Annotated in this window: 17 protein-coding genes; 14 read left to right on the top strand and 3 right to left on the bottom strand. The window is 66.8% G+C overall.

Going from position 1 to position 14,088, the window contains the following annotated elements; translation table 11 throughout:
• The first annotated feature begins 66 nt into the window (after positions 1–66).
• Both hisA and ACZYRS_RS26890 read left to right on the top strand, forming a co-directional pair.
• Entirely contained in the window at positions 67–810 is a 744-nt protein-coding gene (hisA, locus tag ACZYRS_RS26895) for a 1-(5-phosphoribosyl)-5-[(5-phosphoribosylamino)methylideneamino]imidazole-4-carboxamide isomerase (RefSeq protein WP_093439766.1), read from the top strand.
• A 19-nt stretch (positions 811–829) separates the two neighbouring features.
• A complete protein-coding gene (locus ACZYRS_RS26890) occupies positions 830–2,005 on the top strand; it encodes an AAA family ATPase (protein ID WP_463421659.1) in 1,176 nt (391 codons plus the stop codon).
• 109 nt (positions 2,006–2,114) lie between these two features.
• On the opposite strand, the gene ACZYRS_RS26885 is transcribed toward ACZYRS_RS26890, so the two are convergent.
• Both ACZYRS_RS26885 and ACZYRS_RS26880 read right to left on the bottom strand, forming a co-directional pair.
• Entirely contained in the window at positions 2,115–3,020 is a 906-nt protein-coding gene (locus tag ACZYRS_RS26885) for an amino acid ABC transporter substrate-binding protein (protein WP_463421658.1), read from the bottom strand.
• Between the two features lie 8 nt (positions 3,021–3,028).
• Positions 3,029–4,336: a dicarboxylate/amino acid:cation symporter gene (locus ACZYRS_RS26880; RefSeq protein WP_463421657.1), complete on the bottom strand. Its 1,308-nt coding sequence runs from the start codon at positions 4,334–4,336 to the stop codon at positions 3,029–3,031.
• Positions 4,337–4,464: 128 nt separating this feature from the next.
• On the opposite strand from ACZYRS_RS26880, the gene ACZYRS_RS26875 reads away from it, so the two are divergent.
• From ACZYRS_RS26875 to tatC, 9 genes are all read left to right on the top strand, one after another.
• Positions 4,465–5,301, top strand: a complete 837-nt coding sequence (locus ACZYRS_RS26875; RefSeq protein WP_463421656.1) for a D-hexose-6-phosphate mutarotase — start codon at positions 4,465–4,467, stop codon at positions 5,299–5,301.
• Positions 5,302–5,323: 22 nt separating this feature from the next.
• Positions 5,324–6,109, top strand: a complete 786-nt coding sequence (hisF, locus tag ACZYRS_RS26870) for an imidazole glycerol phosphate synthase subunit HisF (RefSeq protein WP_257864711.1) — start codon at positions 5,324–5,326, stop codon at positions 6,107–6,109.
• A gap of 35 nt (positions 6,110–6,144) precedes the next feature.
• Positions 6,145–6,543 carry a phosphoribosyl-AMP cyclohydrolase gene (hisI, locus tag ACZYRS_RS26865; RefSeq protein WP_198788864.1) on the top strand — a complete coding sequence of 133 codons (399 nt, stop codon included), beginning with the start codon at positions 6,145–6,147 and terminating at the stop codon, positions 6,541–6,543.
• A gap of 8 nt (positions 6,544–6,551) precedes the next feature.
• Positions 6,552–6,932 carry a phosphoribosyl-ATP diphosphatase gene (locus tag ACZYRS_RS26860; RefSeq protein ID WP_443083377.1) on the top strand — a complete coding sequence of 127 codons (381 nt, stop codon included), beginning with the start codon at positions 6,552–6,554 and terminating at the stop codon, positions 6,930–6,932.
• Between the two features lie 11 nt (positions 6,933–6,943).
• Positions 6,944–7,333: a DUF4870 family protein gene (locus ACZYRS_RS26855; RefSeq protein ID WP_198788826.1), complete on the top strand. Its 390-nt coding sequence runs from the start codon at positions 6,944–6,946 to the stop codon at positions 7,331–7,333.
• The gene (locus ACZYRS_RS26850; RefSeq protein ID WP_463421655.1) at positions 7,323–7,682 is read left to right on the top strand and encodes a histidine triad nucleotide-binding protein; all 360 of its coding nucleotides are present in this window, start codon (positions 7,323–7,325) and stop codon (positions 7,680–7,682) included. The genes ACZYRS_RS26855 and ACZYRS_RS26850 overlap by 11 nt, the downstream gene beginning before the upstream one ends.
• Before the next feature lie 65 nt (positions 7,683–7,747).
• Positions 7,748–7,999: a Sec-independent protein translocase subunit TatA gene (gene tatA / locus ACZYRS_RS26845; protein ID WP_042579106.1), complete on the top strand. Its 252-nt coding sequence runs from the start codon at positions 7,748–7,750 to the stop codon at positions 7,997–7,999.
• A gap of 13 nt (positions 8,000–8,012) precedes the next feature.
• Complete coding sequence (gene tatB, locus ACZYRS_RS26840; RefSeq protein WP_198788828.1) at positions 8,013–8,471, top strand: Sec-independent protein translocase protein TatB; 459 nt, start codon at positions 8,013–8,015, stop codon at positions 8,469–8,471.
• Positions 8,472–8,537: 66 nt separating this feature from the next.
• On the top strand, positions 8,538–9,347 hold the full coding sequence (gene tatC, locus ACZYRS_RS26835; protein WP_463421654.1) for a twin-arginine translocase subunit TatC: 810 nt from the start codon (positions 8,538–8,540) through the stop codon (positions 9,345–9,347).
• 123 nt (positions 9,348–9,470) lie between these two features.
• Here tatC and ACZYRS_RS26830 read toward each other — a convergent pair whose 3' ends face one another.
• Positions 9,471–10,631: a S1C family serine protease gene (locus tag ACZYRS_RS26830; RefSeq protein WP_463421653.1), complete on the bottom strand. Its 1,161-nt coding sequence runs from the start codon at positions 10,629–10,631 to the stop codon at positions 9,471–9,473.
• 292 nt (positions 10,632–10,923) lie between these two features.
• Between ACZYRS_RS26830 and ACZYRS_RS26825 the strand changes: the two genes are divergently transcribed.
• From ACZYRS_RS26825 to pdxA, 3 genes are read left to right on the top strand one after another with little or no spacing between them, the layout of a single operon-like run.
• Positions 10,924–12,279, top strand: coding sequence for an MFS transporter (locus ACZYRS_RS26825; protein ID WP_463421652.1), 1,356 nt, complete (start codon positions 10,924–10,926; stop codon positions 12,277–12,279).
• Entirely contained in the window at positions 12,276–13,049 is a 774-nt protein-coding gene (locus ACZYRS_RS26820) for a Nif3-like dinuclear metal center hexameric protein (RefSeq protein ID WP_463421651.1), read from the top strand. The genes ACZYRS_RS26825 and ACZYRS_RS26820 overlap by 4 nt, the downstream gene beginning before the upstream one ends.
• The gene (gene pdxA, locus ACZYRS_RS26815) at positions 13,046–14,086 is read left to right on the top strand and encodes a 4-hydroxythreonine-4-phosphate dehydrogenase PdxA (protein WP_463421650.1); all 1,041 of its coding nucleotides are present in this window, start codon (positions 13,046–13,048) and stop codon (positions 14,084–14,086) included. Before ACZYRS_RS26820 ends, pdxA begins: the two co-directional genes overlap by 4 nt.
• Positions 14,087–14,088 lie beyond the last annotated feature (2 nt).

The following is a 14,088-nucleotide window of genomic DNA, read 5'->3' as shown; positions in this document are numbered from 1 at the left end:
GTTCCGTGGTGTCCTTGAACAATTCCTCCCTCCTTTCTTGAACCTTCGCTTCTGCTGACCGGCACCATGCTCCTCATTCCCGCCATTGATCTCAAAGACGGCCACTGCGTTCGCCTCAAGCAGGGCGACATGGACCAATCCACCATCTTCAGCGAAGACCCTGCCGCCATGGCCCGCAAGTGGGTCACCGCCGGCGCGCGGCGGCTGCACCTGGTCGATCTGAATGGCGCCTTCGCCGGCAAGCCGCAGAACCACGCGGCGATCAAGGCGATCCTGAAGGAAGTCGGCGACGACATCCCGGTGCAGCTGGGCGGCGGCATCCGCGACCTGGACACCATCGAGCGCTACATCGACGACGGCCTGCGCTACGTGATCATCGGCACCGCCGCGGTCAAGAACCCGGGGTTCCTGAAAGACGCGTGCAGCGCCTTCGGCGGCCACATCATCGTGGGCCTGGACGCCAAGGACGGCAAGGTCGCCACCGACGGCTGGAGCAAGCTCACCGGCCACGAGGTGGCCGACCTGGGCAAGAAGTTCGAGGACTACGGGGTCGAGTCGATCATCTACACCGACATCGGCCGCGACGGCATGCTCTCGGGCATCAACATCGAGGCCACCGTCAAGCTCGCGCAGGCGCTGAGCATCCCGGTGATCGCCTCGGGCGGTCTCTCGAACATGGCCGACATCGACCAGCTCTGCGCGGTCGAGTTCGAAGGCGTCGAAGGCGTGATCTGCGGACGCGCCATCTACTCGGGCGACCTCGACTTCGCCGCCGCCCAGGCGCGCGCGGACGAGCTGGCCGGCGCCTGACGCCGTTCTTCAGCAGCGCGTGCTCTCCGCGCTCGCCATTGCTGGCTACCGTTCACTGCGCCAGCTGACGGTGCCTCTCGGGCGGCTCACCGTCATCACCGGAGGCAACGGCAGTGGCAAATCGAGCGTGTACCGCTCGATGCGGCTGTTGGCCGAGATTGCCAATGGGGGCGTGATCCGCTCGCTGGTTCGTGAGGGTGGGTTGTCTTCGACCCTGTGGGCCGGGCCCGAAAGCTTTTCGGCCGCGATGCTGCGTGGCGACGCACCGGTGCAGGGTTCGGGCCGCAACGGGCCAGTCGCCCTGCGGCTGGGTTTTGCGGGCAGCGAGGCCGACGACTTCGGTTATGCGATCGACATTGGCCTGCCGACACCGCGCAACACGGAGTTCGGGCACGACCCCGAAATCAAGCGCGAAGTGATCTGGAGTGGACCGTGGCTGCGCGCGTCGGCCCAACTGGTCGACCGCAAGAACGCCGCGCTGCGTCTGCGTGGCGAGGATGGCAAGAGCTGGCAGGCTGTGGAGCGGCCGATACCGGTCTTCGCCAGCATGATGACCGAGTACGCCGACCCGCGTACGGCCCCCGAGATGCTCATGCTGCGCGAGCAGATGCGCTCGTGGCGCTTCTACGATCACTTCCGCTCCGATGCCGAAGCTCCCGCACGCCGGCCGCAACTCGGTACCTACACGCCGGTGCTCGCCAACGACGGCGCTGACCTCGCAGCCGCGCTCCAGACCATCCGCGAGATCGGTGACAGCGATGCGCTCGACAGCGCGGTGGACGATGCCTTCCCCGGCGCCAGCATCGAAGTCCGCGTGGTCGACGATCGCTTCGAGACGCTGATGCATCAGCACGGCCTTTTGCGGCCTCTGACGGCCGCCGAACTCTCTGACGGCACCCTGCGCTACCTGTTGTGGATCGCGGCGCTCCTGACGCCCCGTCCGCCCGCGCTGCTGGTGCTCAACGAGCCCGAGACCAGCCTGCACCCCGACCTGCTGCCGGCGCTCGGCCGTCTCATCGCGCAGGCGGCGCGGCAGTCGCAGGTGATCGTGGTGTCGCATGCCGCACGTCTGATCGCCGCGCTGGACGACTGCGACGGCCTGCAACCCGTGGTGCTGGAAAAGCAGTTCGGCGAGACCCGCATCGCGAACCTGGACATGAGCGAGATCCCGCGCTGGGAGTGGCCAGCGCGATAGGTCTGTTGACCCCCTGGCTTTTCACTTCGCTGCGCTGCGTGTAATTCGCCACCCCCCGAGGGGGAGGCGCGGACCGCCTTGGGGCGGCCCGGCGGCGGCCGCACAAGGCCTACTCGGCCTTCACCGACATCGTCTGGATGATCGTCTCCAGCTGCGCGCTCATCGGCAGGTTGATGCTCTCGCCCGAAGGGAGCTTGCGCAGGAACCAGCGCTTGTACTGCCGCTCGATCTCGCCGTCTTCGGCCAGCACCTGGAAGGTGTCGTTGACCACCTTGGCCAGTTGCGCGTCGCCCTTGCGGTACATGATCCCGTAGGGGTCGTAGGAGAGGAAGTCGCCTACCACCTCGTAGTCGGCCTTGGCGGCGTCCTGCGCGATGAGGCCGTAGAGCAGCACGTCGTCGGTCGCAAACGCATCGGCCTGGCCGCTTTTCACGAGCCCGAACGATTCCGCGTGGTCGCGCGCCACCTGCAGGTTGATGCCGAGCTTGAACTTCTCCGAGAGCTCCCGCAGCGTCTTCTCGTTGGTGGTGCCTGCGGTCACAGCCACCTTCTTGCCGGCGAGGTCGCGGAACGACTTGATCGGCGCGCCCTTTTTCACCAGCACCTTGGTGCCCGAGACGAACATCGTGGGCGAGAAGGCGACGCGCTTCTGGCGCTCCAGGTTGTTGGTGGTGGAGCCGCACTCCAGGTCGACCTTGCCGCCGGCGACCGCGTCGATGCGCGAATCGGAAGTCACGGGCACCCACTTGATTGCGAGGCTCTTGTTCACCGCGTCCTCGATGGCGGTGACCAGCGCGCGGCACAGCTCGATCGAATAGCCGATCGGCTCCTTGCGCGCATTGAGGTACGAGAAGGGCACCGACGACTCGCGGTAGCCGATGGTGATGGCGCCCGACTCGCGCGCCTTGGCGAGCGTGCCGGTGAGCTGCTCCTGCGCATGCGCCGGTGCCGCGGCGAGCGAGGCGGCCGCCACCAGTCCGGCAAGGAGAACCGCGCGCGTGGCCTTGAGGTTCATGGCGCGCCTCACGCGTGGGCCGGGTGGGCGAGGGTGGCGTTGGCTTCCTCGTCGATCGCCTTCGCATTGACCTCGGCATCGCCCTCGGAGAGCAGCTCGCCCTCCCACTTGGCGACCACCGCGGTGGCGATGGAATTGCCCACCGCGTTGGTGGCCGAGCGGCCCATGTCCAGGAACGTGTCCACGCCCAGGATCAAGAGCAGGCCGGCCTCGGGAATGTCGAAGTGGTTGAGCGTGGCGGCAATCACCACCAGCGATGCGCGCGGCACGCCGGCCATGCCCTTGGAGGTGAGCATGAGGATCAGCAGCATGGTGACCTGCGTGCTGATCGGCATGTGGATGTTGTAGGCCTGCGCGATGAAGAGCACGGCGAAGGTGCAGTACATCATCGAGCCGTCCAGGTTGAACGAATAGCCCATCGGCATCACGAAGCTGGAGATCTTTCGCTTGACGCCGAAACGGTCGAGCGCCTGCAGGATCTTCGGATACGCCGCCTCGGAGCTCGCCGTGGCGAACGACAGCAGGAAGGCTTCCTTGATGAGCACCAAGAGCTTGAACACGCGCGGCCCGAGGAAGAGGAAGCCCGCCAGCACCAGCACGCTCCACAGCACGAAGAGGCCCAGGTAGAAGTCGCCCATGAACACGGCGAACTTCAGGAGGATGCCCAGGCCGTTCACCGCCACCGTGGCGGCCATGGCGGCCAGCACCGCCAGGGGCGCGAGCTTCATCACGTAGCCGGTGATCTTGAGCATGGCGTGCGAGAGTTCTTCGATGGCGGCCACCAGCGTCTTGGCCTTGTCGCCCAGCGAGGCGAGCGCCACGCCGAAGAACATCGAGAACACCACGATCTGCAGGATCTCGTTGTTGGCCATGGCCTCCACGAACGATTTGGGCACCGTGTGGCTCACGAAGTCCTTGAGCGTGAACTTGGAGGTGGCCAGGTTGGCCGAGGCGCCGATGTCCGGCAGCGGCAGCCCCAGGTTCTCGCCGGGCTTGAGCAGGTTGGCCATGATGAGGCCGATGACCAGCGAGATGAGCGAGGCGGTGAGGAACCAGCCGATCGCCTTGCCGAACACGCGGCCCACCGATTTGGCGTCGCCCATGTGCGCGATGCCCACCACCAGCGTGGAGAACACCAGCGGGCCGATCAGCATCTTGATCAGGCGCAGGAACACGTCCGAGACGATGGACACGTAGTCCGCGATTTCCTTGGCAGCCTTCTTGTCCGGGAAGCTGGAGAAGATCATGTAGCCGACGATGATGCCGAGCACCATGGCAATCAGGATCCATGCGGCCATCGGCAGCTTTTTCTTCATGAGATTCCCCTTTGGATGTGTGAGTGTTTTTTAGAGGGAGACAGGGTATCCAAGAAGGCCCCGGCCACGCAATGGGCCCCCGATGCCAATTCCGTGCCATGGCACGGGGGCTGCCTACAATTCCTCACATGGAAATCACCCCGATCGACTTGCGCGGCCAGCCCGCGATCCGTGCCACCGGCGCGGACGGAAACACCCTCGCGATCGCCCTGCACGGTGCGCAGGTGCTCTCGTGGACCACGGCCGACGGAGGGGAAAGGTTCTTTCTCAGCCCCCGCGCGGTGTTCGACGGCAAGACCGCGATCCGGGGCGGCGTGCCCATTTGCTGCCCGCAGTTCAACATGCGCGGCATGCTGCCCAAGCATGGTTTCATGCGCAATTTGCCTTGGGAACTCCAGGCCTCGGGCACCGCGCCGGGAACCCTGGCGTTCCGGCTGCGCGACAACGAGGCCACCCGGGCGCTCTGGCCGCACGCTTTCGAGGCACGCCTGGAAGCGACGCTGGCCCCCGGCCAGCTCCGCATCGCGCTCACGCTGACCAACACGGGCCCCGCGCCCTGGGCCTTTGCCGCGGCGCTGCATTCCTACTTGCACGTCGACGACATCGCCCAGGTGCGGCTCGAGGGCCTCGAAGGCGCCAACCGCTGGGATTCGCTGCGCGACGACCGCCATGTGGAGACCGCTGCCGCATTGCGGTTCGACGCCGAGTTCGACAGCGTCTATGCGGCGCCCGCAAAACCGCTGCGTCTCGTGCAGCCGAGCGGCACGCTCGAAATCTCGCAAAGCGCGAGCTGCACCGAAACCGTGGTGTGGAACCCGGGCGCCGAGCTCTGCGCCAAACTGACCGACATGCCGGCCGACGGCTACCGCCACATGCTCTGCGTCGAGGCCGCGCGCATCGACGAGCAAGTGACGCTGGCGCCCGGCGCCCAATGGCAGGGCTGGCAACAGCTCACCGTTCTCTGATTTCCTTCCGGTTCACATTCCCATGCTTGCCAAACGCATCATTCCCTGCCTCGACGTCACCGGCGGCCGCGTCGTCAAGGGCGTCAACTTCCTCGAACTGCGCGATGCCGGCGATCCGGTCGAGATCGCCGCGCGCTACAACGCGCAGGGCGCCGACGAGCTCACCTTCCTGGACATCACCGCCACCAGCGACGGGCGCGACCTGATCCTGCCGATCATCGAGGCGGTGGCCTCGCAGGTCTTCATTCCGCTCACCGTCGGCGGCGGCGTGCGCACGGTGGCCGATGTACGCCGGCTCCTCAATGCGGGCGCGGACAAGACCAGCTTCAACTCGGCCGCCATCGCCGATCCGCAGGTGATCAACGACGCCTCGCAGAAATACGGCTCGCAGTGCATCGTCGTGGCCATCGATGCCAAGCGCCGCACGCCCGAAGAGGCGGCCACGCGCGGCCCGGGCTGGGACGTGTACAGCCACGGCGGCCGCAAGAACACGGGCATGGACGCGGTTCAGTGGGCCACCGAGATGGCGCGCCGCGGCGCGGGCGAGATCCTGCTCACCAGCATGGACCGCGACGGCACCAAGAGCGGCTTCGACCTCGCGCTCACCCGTGCGGTGAGCGATGCCGTCAGCGTGCCGGTGATCGCCTCGGGTGGCGTCGGCAACCTGGACGACCTGGCCGACGGCATCCAGACCGGCGGCGCCGATGCGGTGCTGGCCGCCAGCATCTTTCACTACGGCGAGCACACCGTGGGCGAGGCGAAAGCCCGCATGGCCGCGCGGGGCATTCCCGTGCGAATCGACCGTTGATCGGCCGCTGAGGGGTCTTTGCCCCATCCCCGACAATACCGCCCATGAAATGGCTCGATGAAGTGAAGTGGGACGCGAACGGACTCGTACCCGTGATCGCGCAGGAACAAGGCAGCAACGACGTGCTGATGTTCGCCTGGATGAACCGCGAGGCGCTCGAGAAGACCGCTGAGCTGGGCCGCGCGGTGTATTTCAGCCGCTCGCGCAACAAGCTGTGGTTCAAGGGCGAGGAATCGGGCCACGTGCAGACCGTGCACGAGATCCGCATGGACTGCGACAACGACGTGGTGCTGCTCAAGGTCACCCAGCTGGGCCACGAGCCCGGCATCGCCTGCCACACCGGCCGCCACAGCTGCTTTTTCAGCAAGTACGAAAAGGGCCAGTGGACCGTGGTGGAGCCGGTCTTGAAAGACCCGGAATCGATCTACAAATGACCGGCACCGTGAACACCACCTCCAACACTTCCGATGGCCTCGCACGCCTGGCCGCGGTCATCGAGACCCGCCTGCCTGCCAACGGCGGCGACCCCGAGAAGAGCTACGTCGCGCGCCTGCTGCACAAGGGCCCCGACGCTTTCTTGAAGAAGATCGGCGAGGAAGCCACCGAGGTCGTGATGGCCGCCAAGGACGCCGACCACGGCGGCGACCGCTCGAAAATAGTGAACGAAGTGGCCGACTTGTGGTTCCACACCATGGTGGCGCTCGCGCACTACGGTTTCTCGCCGGCAGAAGTGGTCGCGGAGCTCGAGCGCCGCGAGGGCACCAGCGGCATCGAGGAAAAAGCCCTGCGCAAGGTGCAGGCCCGCGAAGCAAGCAACGATTGAAAGGACATTCCATGGCCAACGACATCGTGAACGTGGAACCCGACGAATCGCTCAAGACCTGGGGCTGGGTGAGCTACATCCTGCACCTGATCGTGGCCATTGGCGCGGTCCTCCCGGGGGCTCAGGCCTCCGTCGTCATCCTGCTCGTGGCCCTGGTGATCGATTTCGTCAAGCGCGACGACGCGGCCGGCACCTGGCAGGCCTCGCACTTCAGCTGGCGCATCCGCTCTGTGCTCTGGGCCGGCCTCCTGTACATCGTCACCTCGTGGCTGTGGCTGCTCTTTTTCATTCCGGGCTGGATTGCCTGGAGCCTGATTTCGCTGTGGTTCCTGTACCGGATCGTGAAAGGCATGATCCGCATGAACGACAACCGCCCGATGGAACCCAAAGATGTCATCTGATCCGAACTGCGTTTTCTGCAAAATCGTCGAAGGCAAGATCCCTTCGCGCAAGGTCTACGAAGACGAGGACCTGTTCGGTTTCCACGACATCGCGCCCTGGGCGCCGGTGCATTTCATGCTGGTGCCCAAGAAGCACATCGCCTCGATGGCGCAGCTCACGCCCGAGGACGCCGCGCTCATGGGCAAGATCATGACCCTGGCGCCCAGGCTGGCGCTGGAGCAGGGCTGCAGGCCCTATCCGGACGGCGGCTACCGCGTCGTCGTGAACACCGGCACCGAGGGCGGGCAGGAGGTTCACCATCTCCATGTGCACGTCATGGGCGGTCCCCGGCCATGGCTTCGCGGCTGACTTTCGTCAAGCCAAACTGTCACATTCCGACCGACTAAAATCGGACACATTCTTAGGAGTCTTCCATGGGTTCTTTTTCTATCTGGCACTGGCTGATCGTGCTGCTCGTCGTGGTCATGATCTTCGGCACCAAGAAGCTGCGGAACATGGGTTCGGACCTTGGAGGCGCCGTCAAGGGCTTCAAGGACGGCATGAAGGATGCCAACGGCAACCCCACCACCGACGCATCGGCGGCTTCGGCCCCCGCGGCGCAAGTGACCGGCCAGCCGGCCAACAGCGACAAGACGATCGACGTCGAAGCGCGTCAGAAGTCCTGAGCGCGGACCGCACGTGCTCGACCTCGGCATTGAGAAGCTGGCGCTGATCGGCGTCGTGGCGCTGATCGTCATCGGGCCGGAGAAGCTGCCGCGCGTGGCCCGCACGGTGGGCACCCTGCTGGGCAAGGCGCAGCGCTACGTGAACGACGTCAAGGCCGAAGTCAACCGCTCGATGGAGCTGGACGAACTGCGCAAGATGAAGACCACGGTGGAGGATGCGGCGCGCGACGTCGAGCACAACATCCACACCGGCGCGAGCGAATTCGAGAAGCAGTTCTCCGGCTCCGGCGAAACGCTCTCGGCCCTGGCCGAGCCCGAAGCCCCGGTGCCCGAGTACAAGCACCCCCGCAAGAACTGGCGCCTGAAGCAGGGCGCCACGCCGAATTGGTACAAGGCGCGCAACGGCGTGCGGACCAAGGCATTGTCGGGTGCGGCGCGGGTTGCGCGCTTTCGCCCCCACAAGATCAATTAGCGCTTCAACACCCCCGCGTTTCTCGCTTGCCGCACGCCGGCCGAAGCCACGCTCTTTCCTTTCCCCATGGCCGATTCCGACGACAAGAACAAAGACAAAGAAGACGAGCTGGCGGGCACCGAGCAGCCGTTCGTGCAGCACCTGGTCGAGCTTCGCGACCGGTTGCTCTACTGCGTCTACGGCCTGGCGATCGCCGGCATCCTGCTGTCCATCTGGCCCGGCCCGGGCGGGCTGATCGACCTGATCGCGATGCCCATCCGCGCGCACATGCCGCCGGATGCCAAGTTGATCGCCATCGGCGTGTTCTCGCCCTTCTTCGTGCCGCTCAAGGTGCTGATGATGACGGCCGTGCTGCTGGCGCTGCCGTGGCTCATGTACCAGGCCTGGATGTTCGTGGCGCCTGGCCTTTACAGCCACGAGAAGCGCTTTGCGCTGCCGCTGATCTTCTTCGGCAGCATGCTGGCTTATGCGGGCATCGCCTTCGTGCAGTTCTTCGTGCTGGACAAGATGTTCAGCTTCATCCAGAAGTTCACGCCCGCCGCGGTGGCTGCCACACCCGACATCTCGTCGTACGTGGAGGCCATCCTCTCGCTCTACATCGCGTTCGGCGTCGCCTTCCAGGTGCCGATCGTGGTGATGCTGCTGGTGCGCTTCGAGATGGTGACCATCGAGAAGCTCAAGTCCTTCCGCGGCTACTTTATCGTGGTGGCCTTCGTGGTGGCCGCGGTGCTCACGCCGCCCGACGTGGTGTCGCAACTCGCGCTGGCGGTGCCGATGTGCCTGCTGTACGAGGTGGGCATCATCGGCGCGCGTTACTTCGCGCAGAGTGGCAAGAAGCCTGAAGAAGAAAACGCCGACTCTTCAGCGTCAAGCTGAGGCCTTCACCGAATCCGCTTCGCCGGAAACACCGAGGAACCGGCTTTGCCGGGCCTCAGGTGTTGCCCCCGGTAGGGGGTAGGCGCAGCGACACGAAGTGCGCGAAGCCTGGGGGCGAGCCTTTTATTCCTGCTGATTGGGGACTTGCCGGACCGGGCTCTTCGGCCTGAGCCCCGGCGTCACGTCCAGCTCCATCTTGTCGCTGCCGCGCTGCAGCGCAAAGCGCGCGGTGTCGCCGGGCTTCAGGCCCGCCACGGCGGTCAGCAGCGCCTGCACGTTGTCGGTCTTCTTCTCGCCCACCGAGGTGATCACGTCGCCCGGCCGGATGCCGGCCTTGGCGGCGGGGCCGTTCTGCAGCACGCCGGTGATGATCACGCCCGCATCGGCCTTCACGCCGAAGGTCTCGGCCAGTTCGGGCGACAGGTCGTTCGGCTCGACCCCGATCCAGCCGCGGCGCACCTGGCCTTCCTTCACGATGCCCTCGAGCACGATCTTGGCCATCGACACCGGAATGGCGAAGCCGATGCCCATGCTGCCGCCCGAGCGCGAATAGATCGCGGTGTTGATGCCCTGCAGGTTGCCGTTGACGTCGATCAGCGCGCCGCCCGAGTTGCCGGGGTTGATGGCCGCATCGGTCTGGATGAAGTTCTCGAAATTGTTGATGCCCAGCTGGTTGCGGCCGAGCGCCGAGACGATGCCGCTGGTCACGGTCTGGCCCACGCCGAAGGGGTTGCCGATGGCCAGCACCTGGTCGCCCACGAGCAGTTCGTCGGAGTTGCCCAGAACGATCACCGGGAGCTTGTCGAGCTCGATCTTGAGCACCGCCAGGTCGGTGTCGGGGTCGGTGCCGATCACCTTGCCGCGCGCGTGGCGGCTGTCGTTCAGGGTCACCTCGATTTCATCGGCGCCCTCGACCACGTGGTTGTTGGTGAGGATGTAGCCGTCGGTGCTCACGATCACGCCGCTGCCCAGGCCCACCTGGGGCTGGTCGGCCTGGTCGCCGAAGAAGAAGCGGAACCAGGGGTCGTTGCTGCGCGGATGGCGCTGGGCCGCCTTGCTGGTGTTGATGCTCACCACCGCCGGCGAGGCCTTCTTGGCCGCCGCGCTCAGGCTGCCGACGGCGGGCACGCTCGGGGCGCCGGCCGGGGCCTCGACGATCGACACCACGCCGCCGAGCGAGGTCGCGCGCTTGTTGATCCATTCGGGCTTGAGCGTCGCGACGACGAAATAGGCCGCCAAGAGGACGGTCACGGCTTGGGCAAAGAGCAGCCAGGTGCGTTTCATGAAAACTTGATGAAAAGACGTTTGAAGACACCGCCTGCGACGGCGATGCGTGCGATTGTCCCTCAATGGGGTTGACCATAGACCGCGCCGCACGGTCGAGATTGGCCAAGCCCGGCTGCGTGAATACGGGATAACCCCTAGCATCGCGCAGCGATCCCACCCGGCTCCCACCTTTCCAGGCCTCCCGCGCTGCCCACCCGGCGGATGCGGCCAGGCGTTTCGTCAGCGCGCCATGTCCCGTTTTTCCCATCCGGTTTGGCGACGGCGCGCGATCACGATTTCCCTGCCAGCCATGACTTCAGAAGCAACCCTCGCGGACGGCGCAAAAAAGCCCGCTCCGGCCCGCACGCTCGACGCGCGCGACTACAAGACCCTCGCCCTCTCGGCCCTCGGCGGCACGCTGGAGTTCTACGACTTCGTCATCTACGTCTTCTTCGCCACGGTGCTGGGCGGGCTCTTCTTCCCCACCGACATGCCCGACTGGCTGCGGCAGCTGCAGACCTTCGGCATCTTCGCGGCGGGCTACCTCGCCCGTCCTGTGGGCGGCATCGTCATCGCGCATTTCGGCGACCTGCTGGGCCGCAAGCGCATGTTCACGCTGTCGATCTTCCTCATGGCCGCGCCCACGCTGGTGATCGGCCTTTTGCCCACCTACGCGAGCATCGGCGTGGCGGCGCCCCTCCTGCTGCTGGCGATGCGCGTGCTGCAGGGCGCGGCCATCGGCGGCGAAATGCCCGGCGCCTGGGTGTTCGTCGGCGAGCACGTGCCGGCCAGGCGCTACGGCCTGGGCATCGGCACGCTGACCTCGGGCATCACCGGCGGCATCCTGCTGGGGTCGCTGGTGGCGGTGGCCATCAACCGCCATTACTCGCCCGGGGAGGTGAGCGATTTCGCCTGGCGCATTCCCTTCATCCTGGGCGGCGTGTTCGGGCTGGTGTCGGTGTACCTGCGCCGCTTCCTGCACGAGACGCCGGTCTTCAAGGAGCTGGCCGGCCTGAAGTCGGTCGCCCGCGAGCTGCCGCTGCGCACCGTGCTGCGCGAGCACCGGCTGGCCTGCGTGTACGTGGCGCTGCAGACCTGGGTGCTGTCGGCAGCCATCGTGGTGGTGGTGCTGTACACGCCCACCTACCTGCAGAAAGTGCACCACATCCCGGCCGCGCTGGCGCTGGAAGCCAACGCGCTCGCCACGTTGACGCTGACCATCGGCTGCGTGATCGTCGGCTGGGCTAGCGACCGCATCGGCACGCGCGCGGTGATGCTCGTCGGCTGGGGCGGCCTTTTCGCCACGGCCTACCTGTTCTACACGGGCCTGCCCGGCACGCCGGCCACGCTGTTCTGGCACTACGGGCTGGTGGGCTTTTTCGTGGGCACCATCGCCACGGTGCCGATCGCGGGCGTGCGCGCCTTCCCCGCGCCGGTGCGCTTCACGGGGCTCTCGTTCGCCTACAACATGTCGTACGCGGTCTTCGGCGGGCTCACGCCGGTGATCCTCACGCTCTGGCTGCAGCGCGACCCGATGGCGCCGGCGCACTACGTCGCGGCCCTCGCGGCGCTGGGTTTCCTGCTCGCGCTGTGGCCACTGGCCGCACGCGGCCATGCCATGCGCGATGGCGTCGGGGCCCCGGGCGGCGCGACAATGTCGCGATGAGCACCACACGCCACGAACTGCTCCACGCATTCGACCTGTTGCTGGCCCCCGGACGCTTCAAGGACTACGGACCCAACGGCCTGCAGGTCGAAGGGCGCACCGTGGTCCGCAAGATCGTCTCGGGCGTGACCGCCAGCCGCGCGCTGATCGAGGCCGCGATTCACGCCGAGGCCGATGCCATCTTCGTTCACCACGGCCTCTTCTGGCGCGGCCAGGACGGCTGCGTCACCGGCTGGATGAAGCAGCGGCTGGGCCTTTTGCTGGGGGACGACGTCAATCTCTTCGCGTACCACCTGCCGCTCGATGCGCATCCGGAACTGGGCAACAACGCGCAGCTCGGGCTGCAACTGGGGCTCGTGGCGCACGGGGGTTCTGGCGGGCGGTTCGGGGAGCAGGAACTCGGCTTCCTCGGGGCGCGCGAGAACGGTGAGCACTTCGCCAGTGCCAAGGCGCTGGCCACGCACGTCGAGAAGGTGCTCAAACGCCCCGTGACGCTGCTCGACACGGCGCACCGCCCCATCAAGAACATCGCCTGGTGCACCGGTGGCGCCCAGGGCTATTTCGAGGCCGCCATCGCGGCCGGCGCCGATGCCTTCATCACCGGCGAGATCTCGGAGCCCCAGGCGCACTATGCGCGCGAGATGGGCGTGGCGTTCCTCGCCTGCGGGCACCACGCCACCGAGCGCTACGGCGCGCAGGCCGTGGCCGCACATGTGGCGGTGCAGCTCGGGCTGAAGCACGAGTTCATCGACATCGACAACCCTGCATGAGCGGAGCCATCGCCATCACGCTGGGCGATCCCGCGGGCATCGGTCCCGAGATCATCGCCAAGGCCTTCCGCGACGCCCCTGATGCGACCCGTGGCGCCTTCGTGGCCGGCGACGTGGCCACGCTGCGGCGCGCATCGCAATCGCTCGCCGGACCGGGACAGCCCGCATGGCCCGTCGCGCAGATCGAGACCGTGGCCGAGGCGGCAACTGTGCCGCCCGGCTGCATTCCGGTGCTGCAGGTGATCGCGCCGCCGGCGAACATCGTGCTCGGCCAGGTCAGCGCCGAGGCCGGCCGCGCGGCGGGCGACTGCGTGGTCTGGGCCGCGCGGGCGGCGCTGCGCGGCGAAATCGCCGCCATCGTGACCGCGCCGCTGCACAAGGAGGCGCTGGCCGCGGCCGGCTTTCCTTACCCCGGCCACACCGAGCTGCTGCAGGCCGAGGCGGCCGCGCACCTGGGCCGCAGTGTTACCGACGTGCCGGTGCGCATGATGCTGGCCAACGACGAACTGCGCACCGTGCTCGTGAGCATCCACATGTCGCTGCGCGATGCCATCGAGGCGGTGCATTTCGAGGGCGTGCTGCAGACGCTGCGCATCACGCACCGGGCGCTGTCGCATGCGCTGGGCCGCGCGCCGCGCATCGGCGTGGCGGGCCTGAATCCGCACGCGGGGGAGGGCGGCCTGTTCGGTTCGGAAGAGCGCGAGATCATCGCGCCGGCCATCGCCGCGGCGCGCGCCGAAGGCATCGACGCCAACGGGCCGCACGCGCCCGACACGGTGTTCATGCGCGCTCGCGCGAGGCACGGCGTGCCCGACAGCGGCGAGTTCGACGTGGTGATCGCGATGTACCACGACCAGGGGTTGATCCCGGTCAAGTACCTCGGCGTGGAGAAGGGCGTGAACGTGACGCTGGGGCTGCCGCTCGTGCGCACCAGCCCCGATCACGGCACCGCGTTCGATATCGCGGGCACGGGCCTGGCCGATGCGTCGAGCCTCGTCGAGGCGCTTCGCATGGCAAGGACGCTCGGGAGCGCCTGAAA

The sequence above is a fragment of the Variovorax sp. AC194 genome (assembly GCF_979257995.1).
Note: the sequence above shows the minus strand (reverse complement) of the source record. Positions and strands in the feature narration are given on the sequence as shown.

Coding starts and splice junctions, on each gene's coding strand:
- ACZYRS_RS26830 (WP_463421653.1), bottom strand. CDS start 10,631: ATGAAACGCACCTGGCTGCTCTTTGCCCAAGCCGTGACCGTCCTCTTG.
- ACZYRS_RS26885 (WP_463421658.1), bottom strand. CDS start 3,020: ATGAACCTCAAGGCCACGCGCGCGGTTCTCCTTGCCGGACTGGTGGCG.
- ACZYRS_RS26825 (WP_463421652.1), top strand. CDS start 10,924: ATGACTTCAGAAGCAACCCTCGCGGACGGCGCAAAAAAGCCCGCTCCG.
- hisF (WP_257864711.1), top strand. CDS start 5,324: ATGCTTGCCAAACGCATCATTCCCTGCCTCGACGTCACCGGCGGCCGC.
- tatA (WP_042579106.1), top strand. CDS start 7,748: ATGGGTTCTTTTTCTATCTGGCACTGGCTGATCGTGCTGCTCGTCGTG.
- ACZYRS_RS26880 (WP_463421657.1), bottom strand. CDS start 4,336: ATGAAGAAAAAGCTGCCGATGGCCGCATGGATCCTGATTGCCATGGTG.
- ACZYRS_RS26850 (WP_463421655.1), top strand. CDS start 7,323: ATGTCATCTGATCCGAACTGCGTTTTCTGCAAAATCGTCGAAGGCAAG.
- ACZYRS_RS26820 (WP_463421651.1), top strand. CDS start 12,276: ATGAGCACCACACGCCACGAACTGCTCCACGCATTCGACCTGTTGCTG.
- ACZYRS_RS26855 (WP_198788826.1), top strand. CDS start 6,944: ATGGCCAACGACATCGTGAACGTGGAACCCGACGAATCGCTCAAGACC.
- tatC (WP_463421654.1), top strand. CDS start 8,538: ATGGCCGATTCCGACGACAAGAACAAAGACAAAGAAGACGAGCTGGCG.
- pdxA (WP_463421650.1), top strand. CDS start 13,046: ATGAGCGGAGCCATCGCCATCACGCTGGGCGATCCCGCGGGCATCGGT.
- ACZYRS_RS26875 (WP_463421656.1), top strand. CDS start 4,465: ATGGAAATCACCCCGATCGACTTGCGCGGCCAGCCCGCGATCCGTGCC.
- hisA (WP_093439766.1), top strand. CDS start 67: ATGCTCCTCATTCCCGCCATTGATCTCAAAGACGGCCACTGCGTTCGC.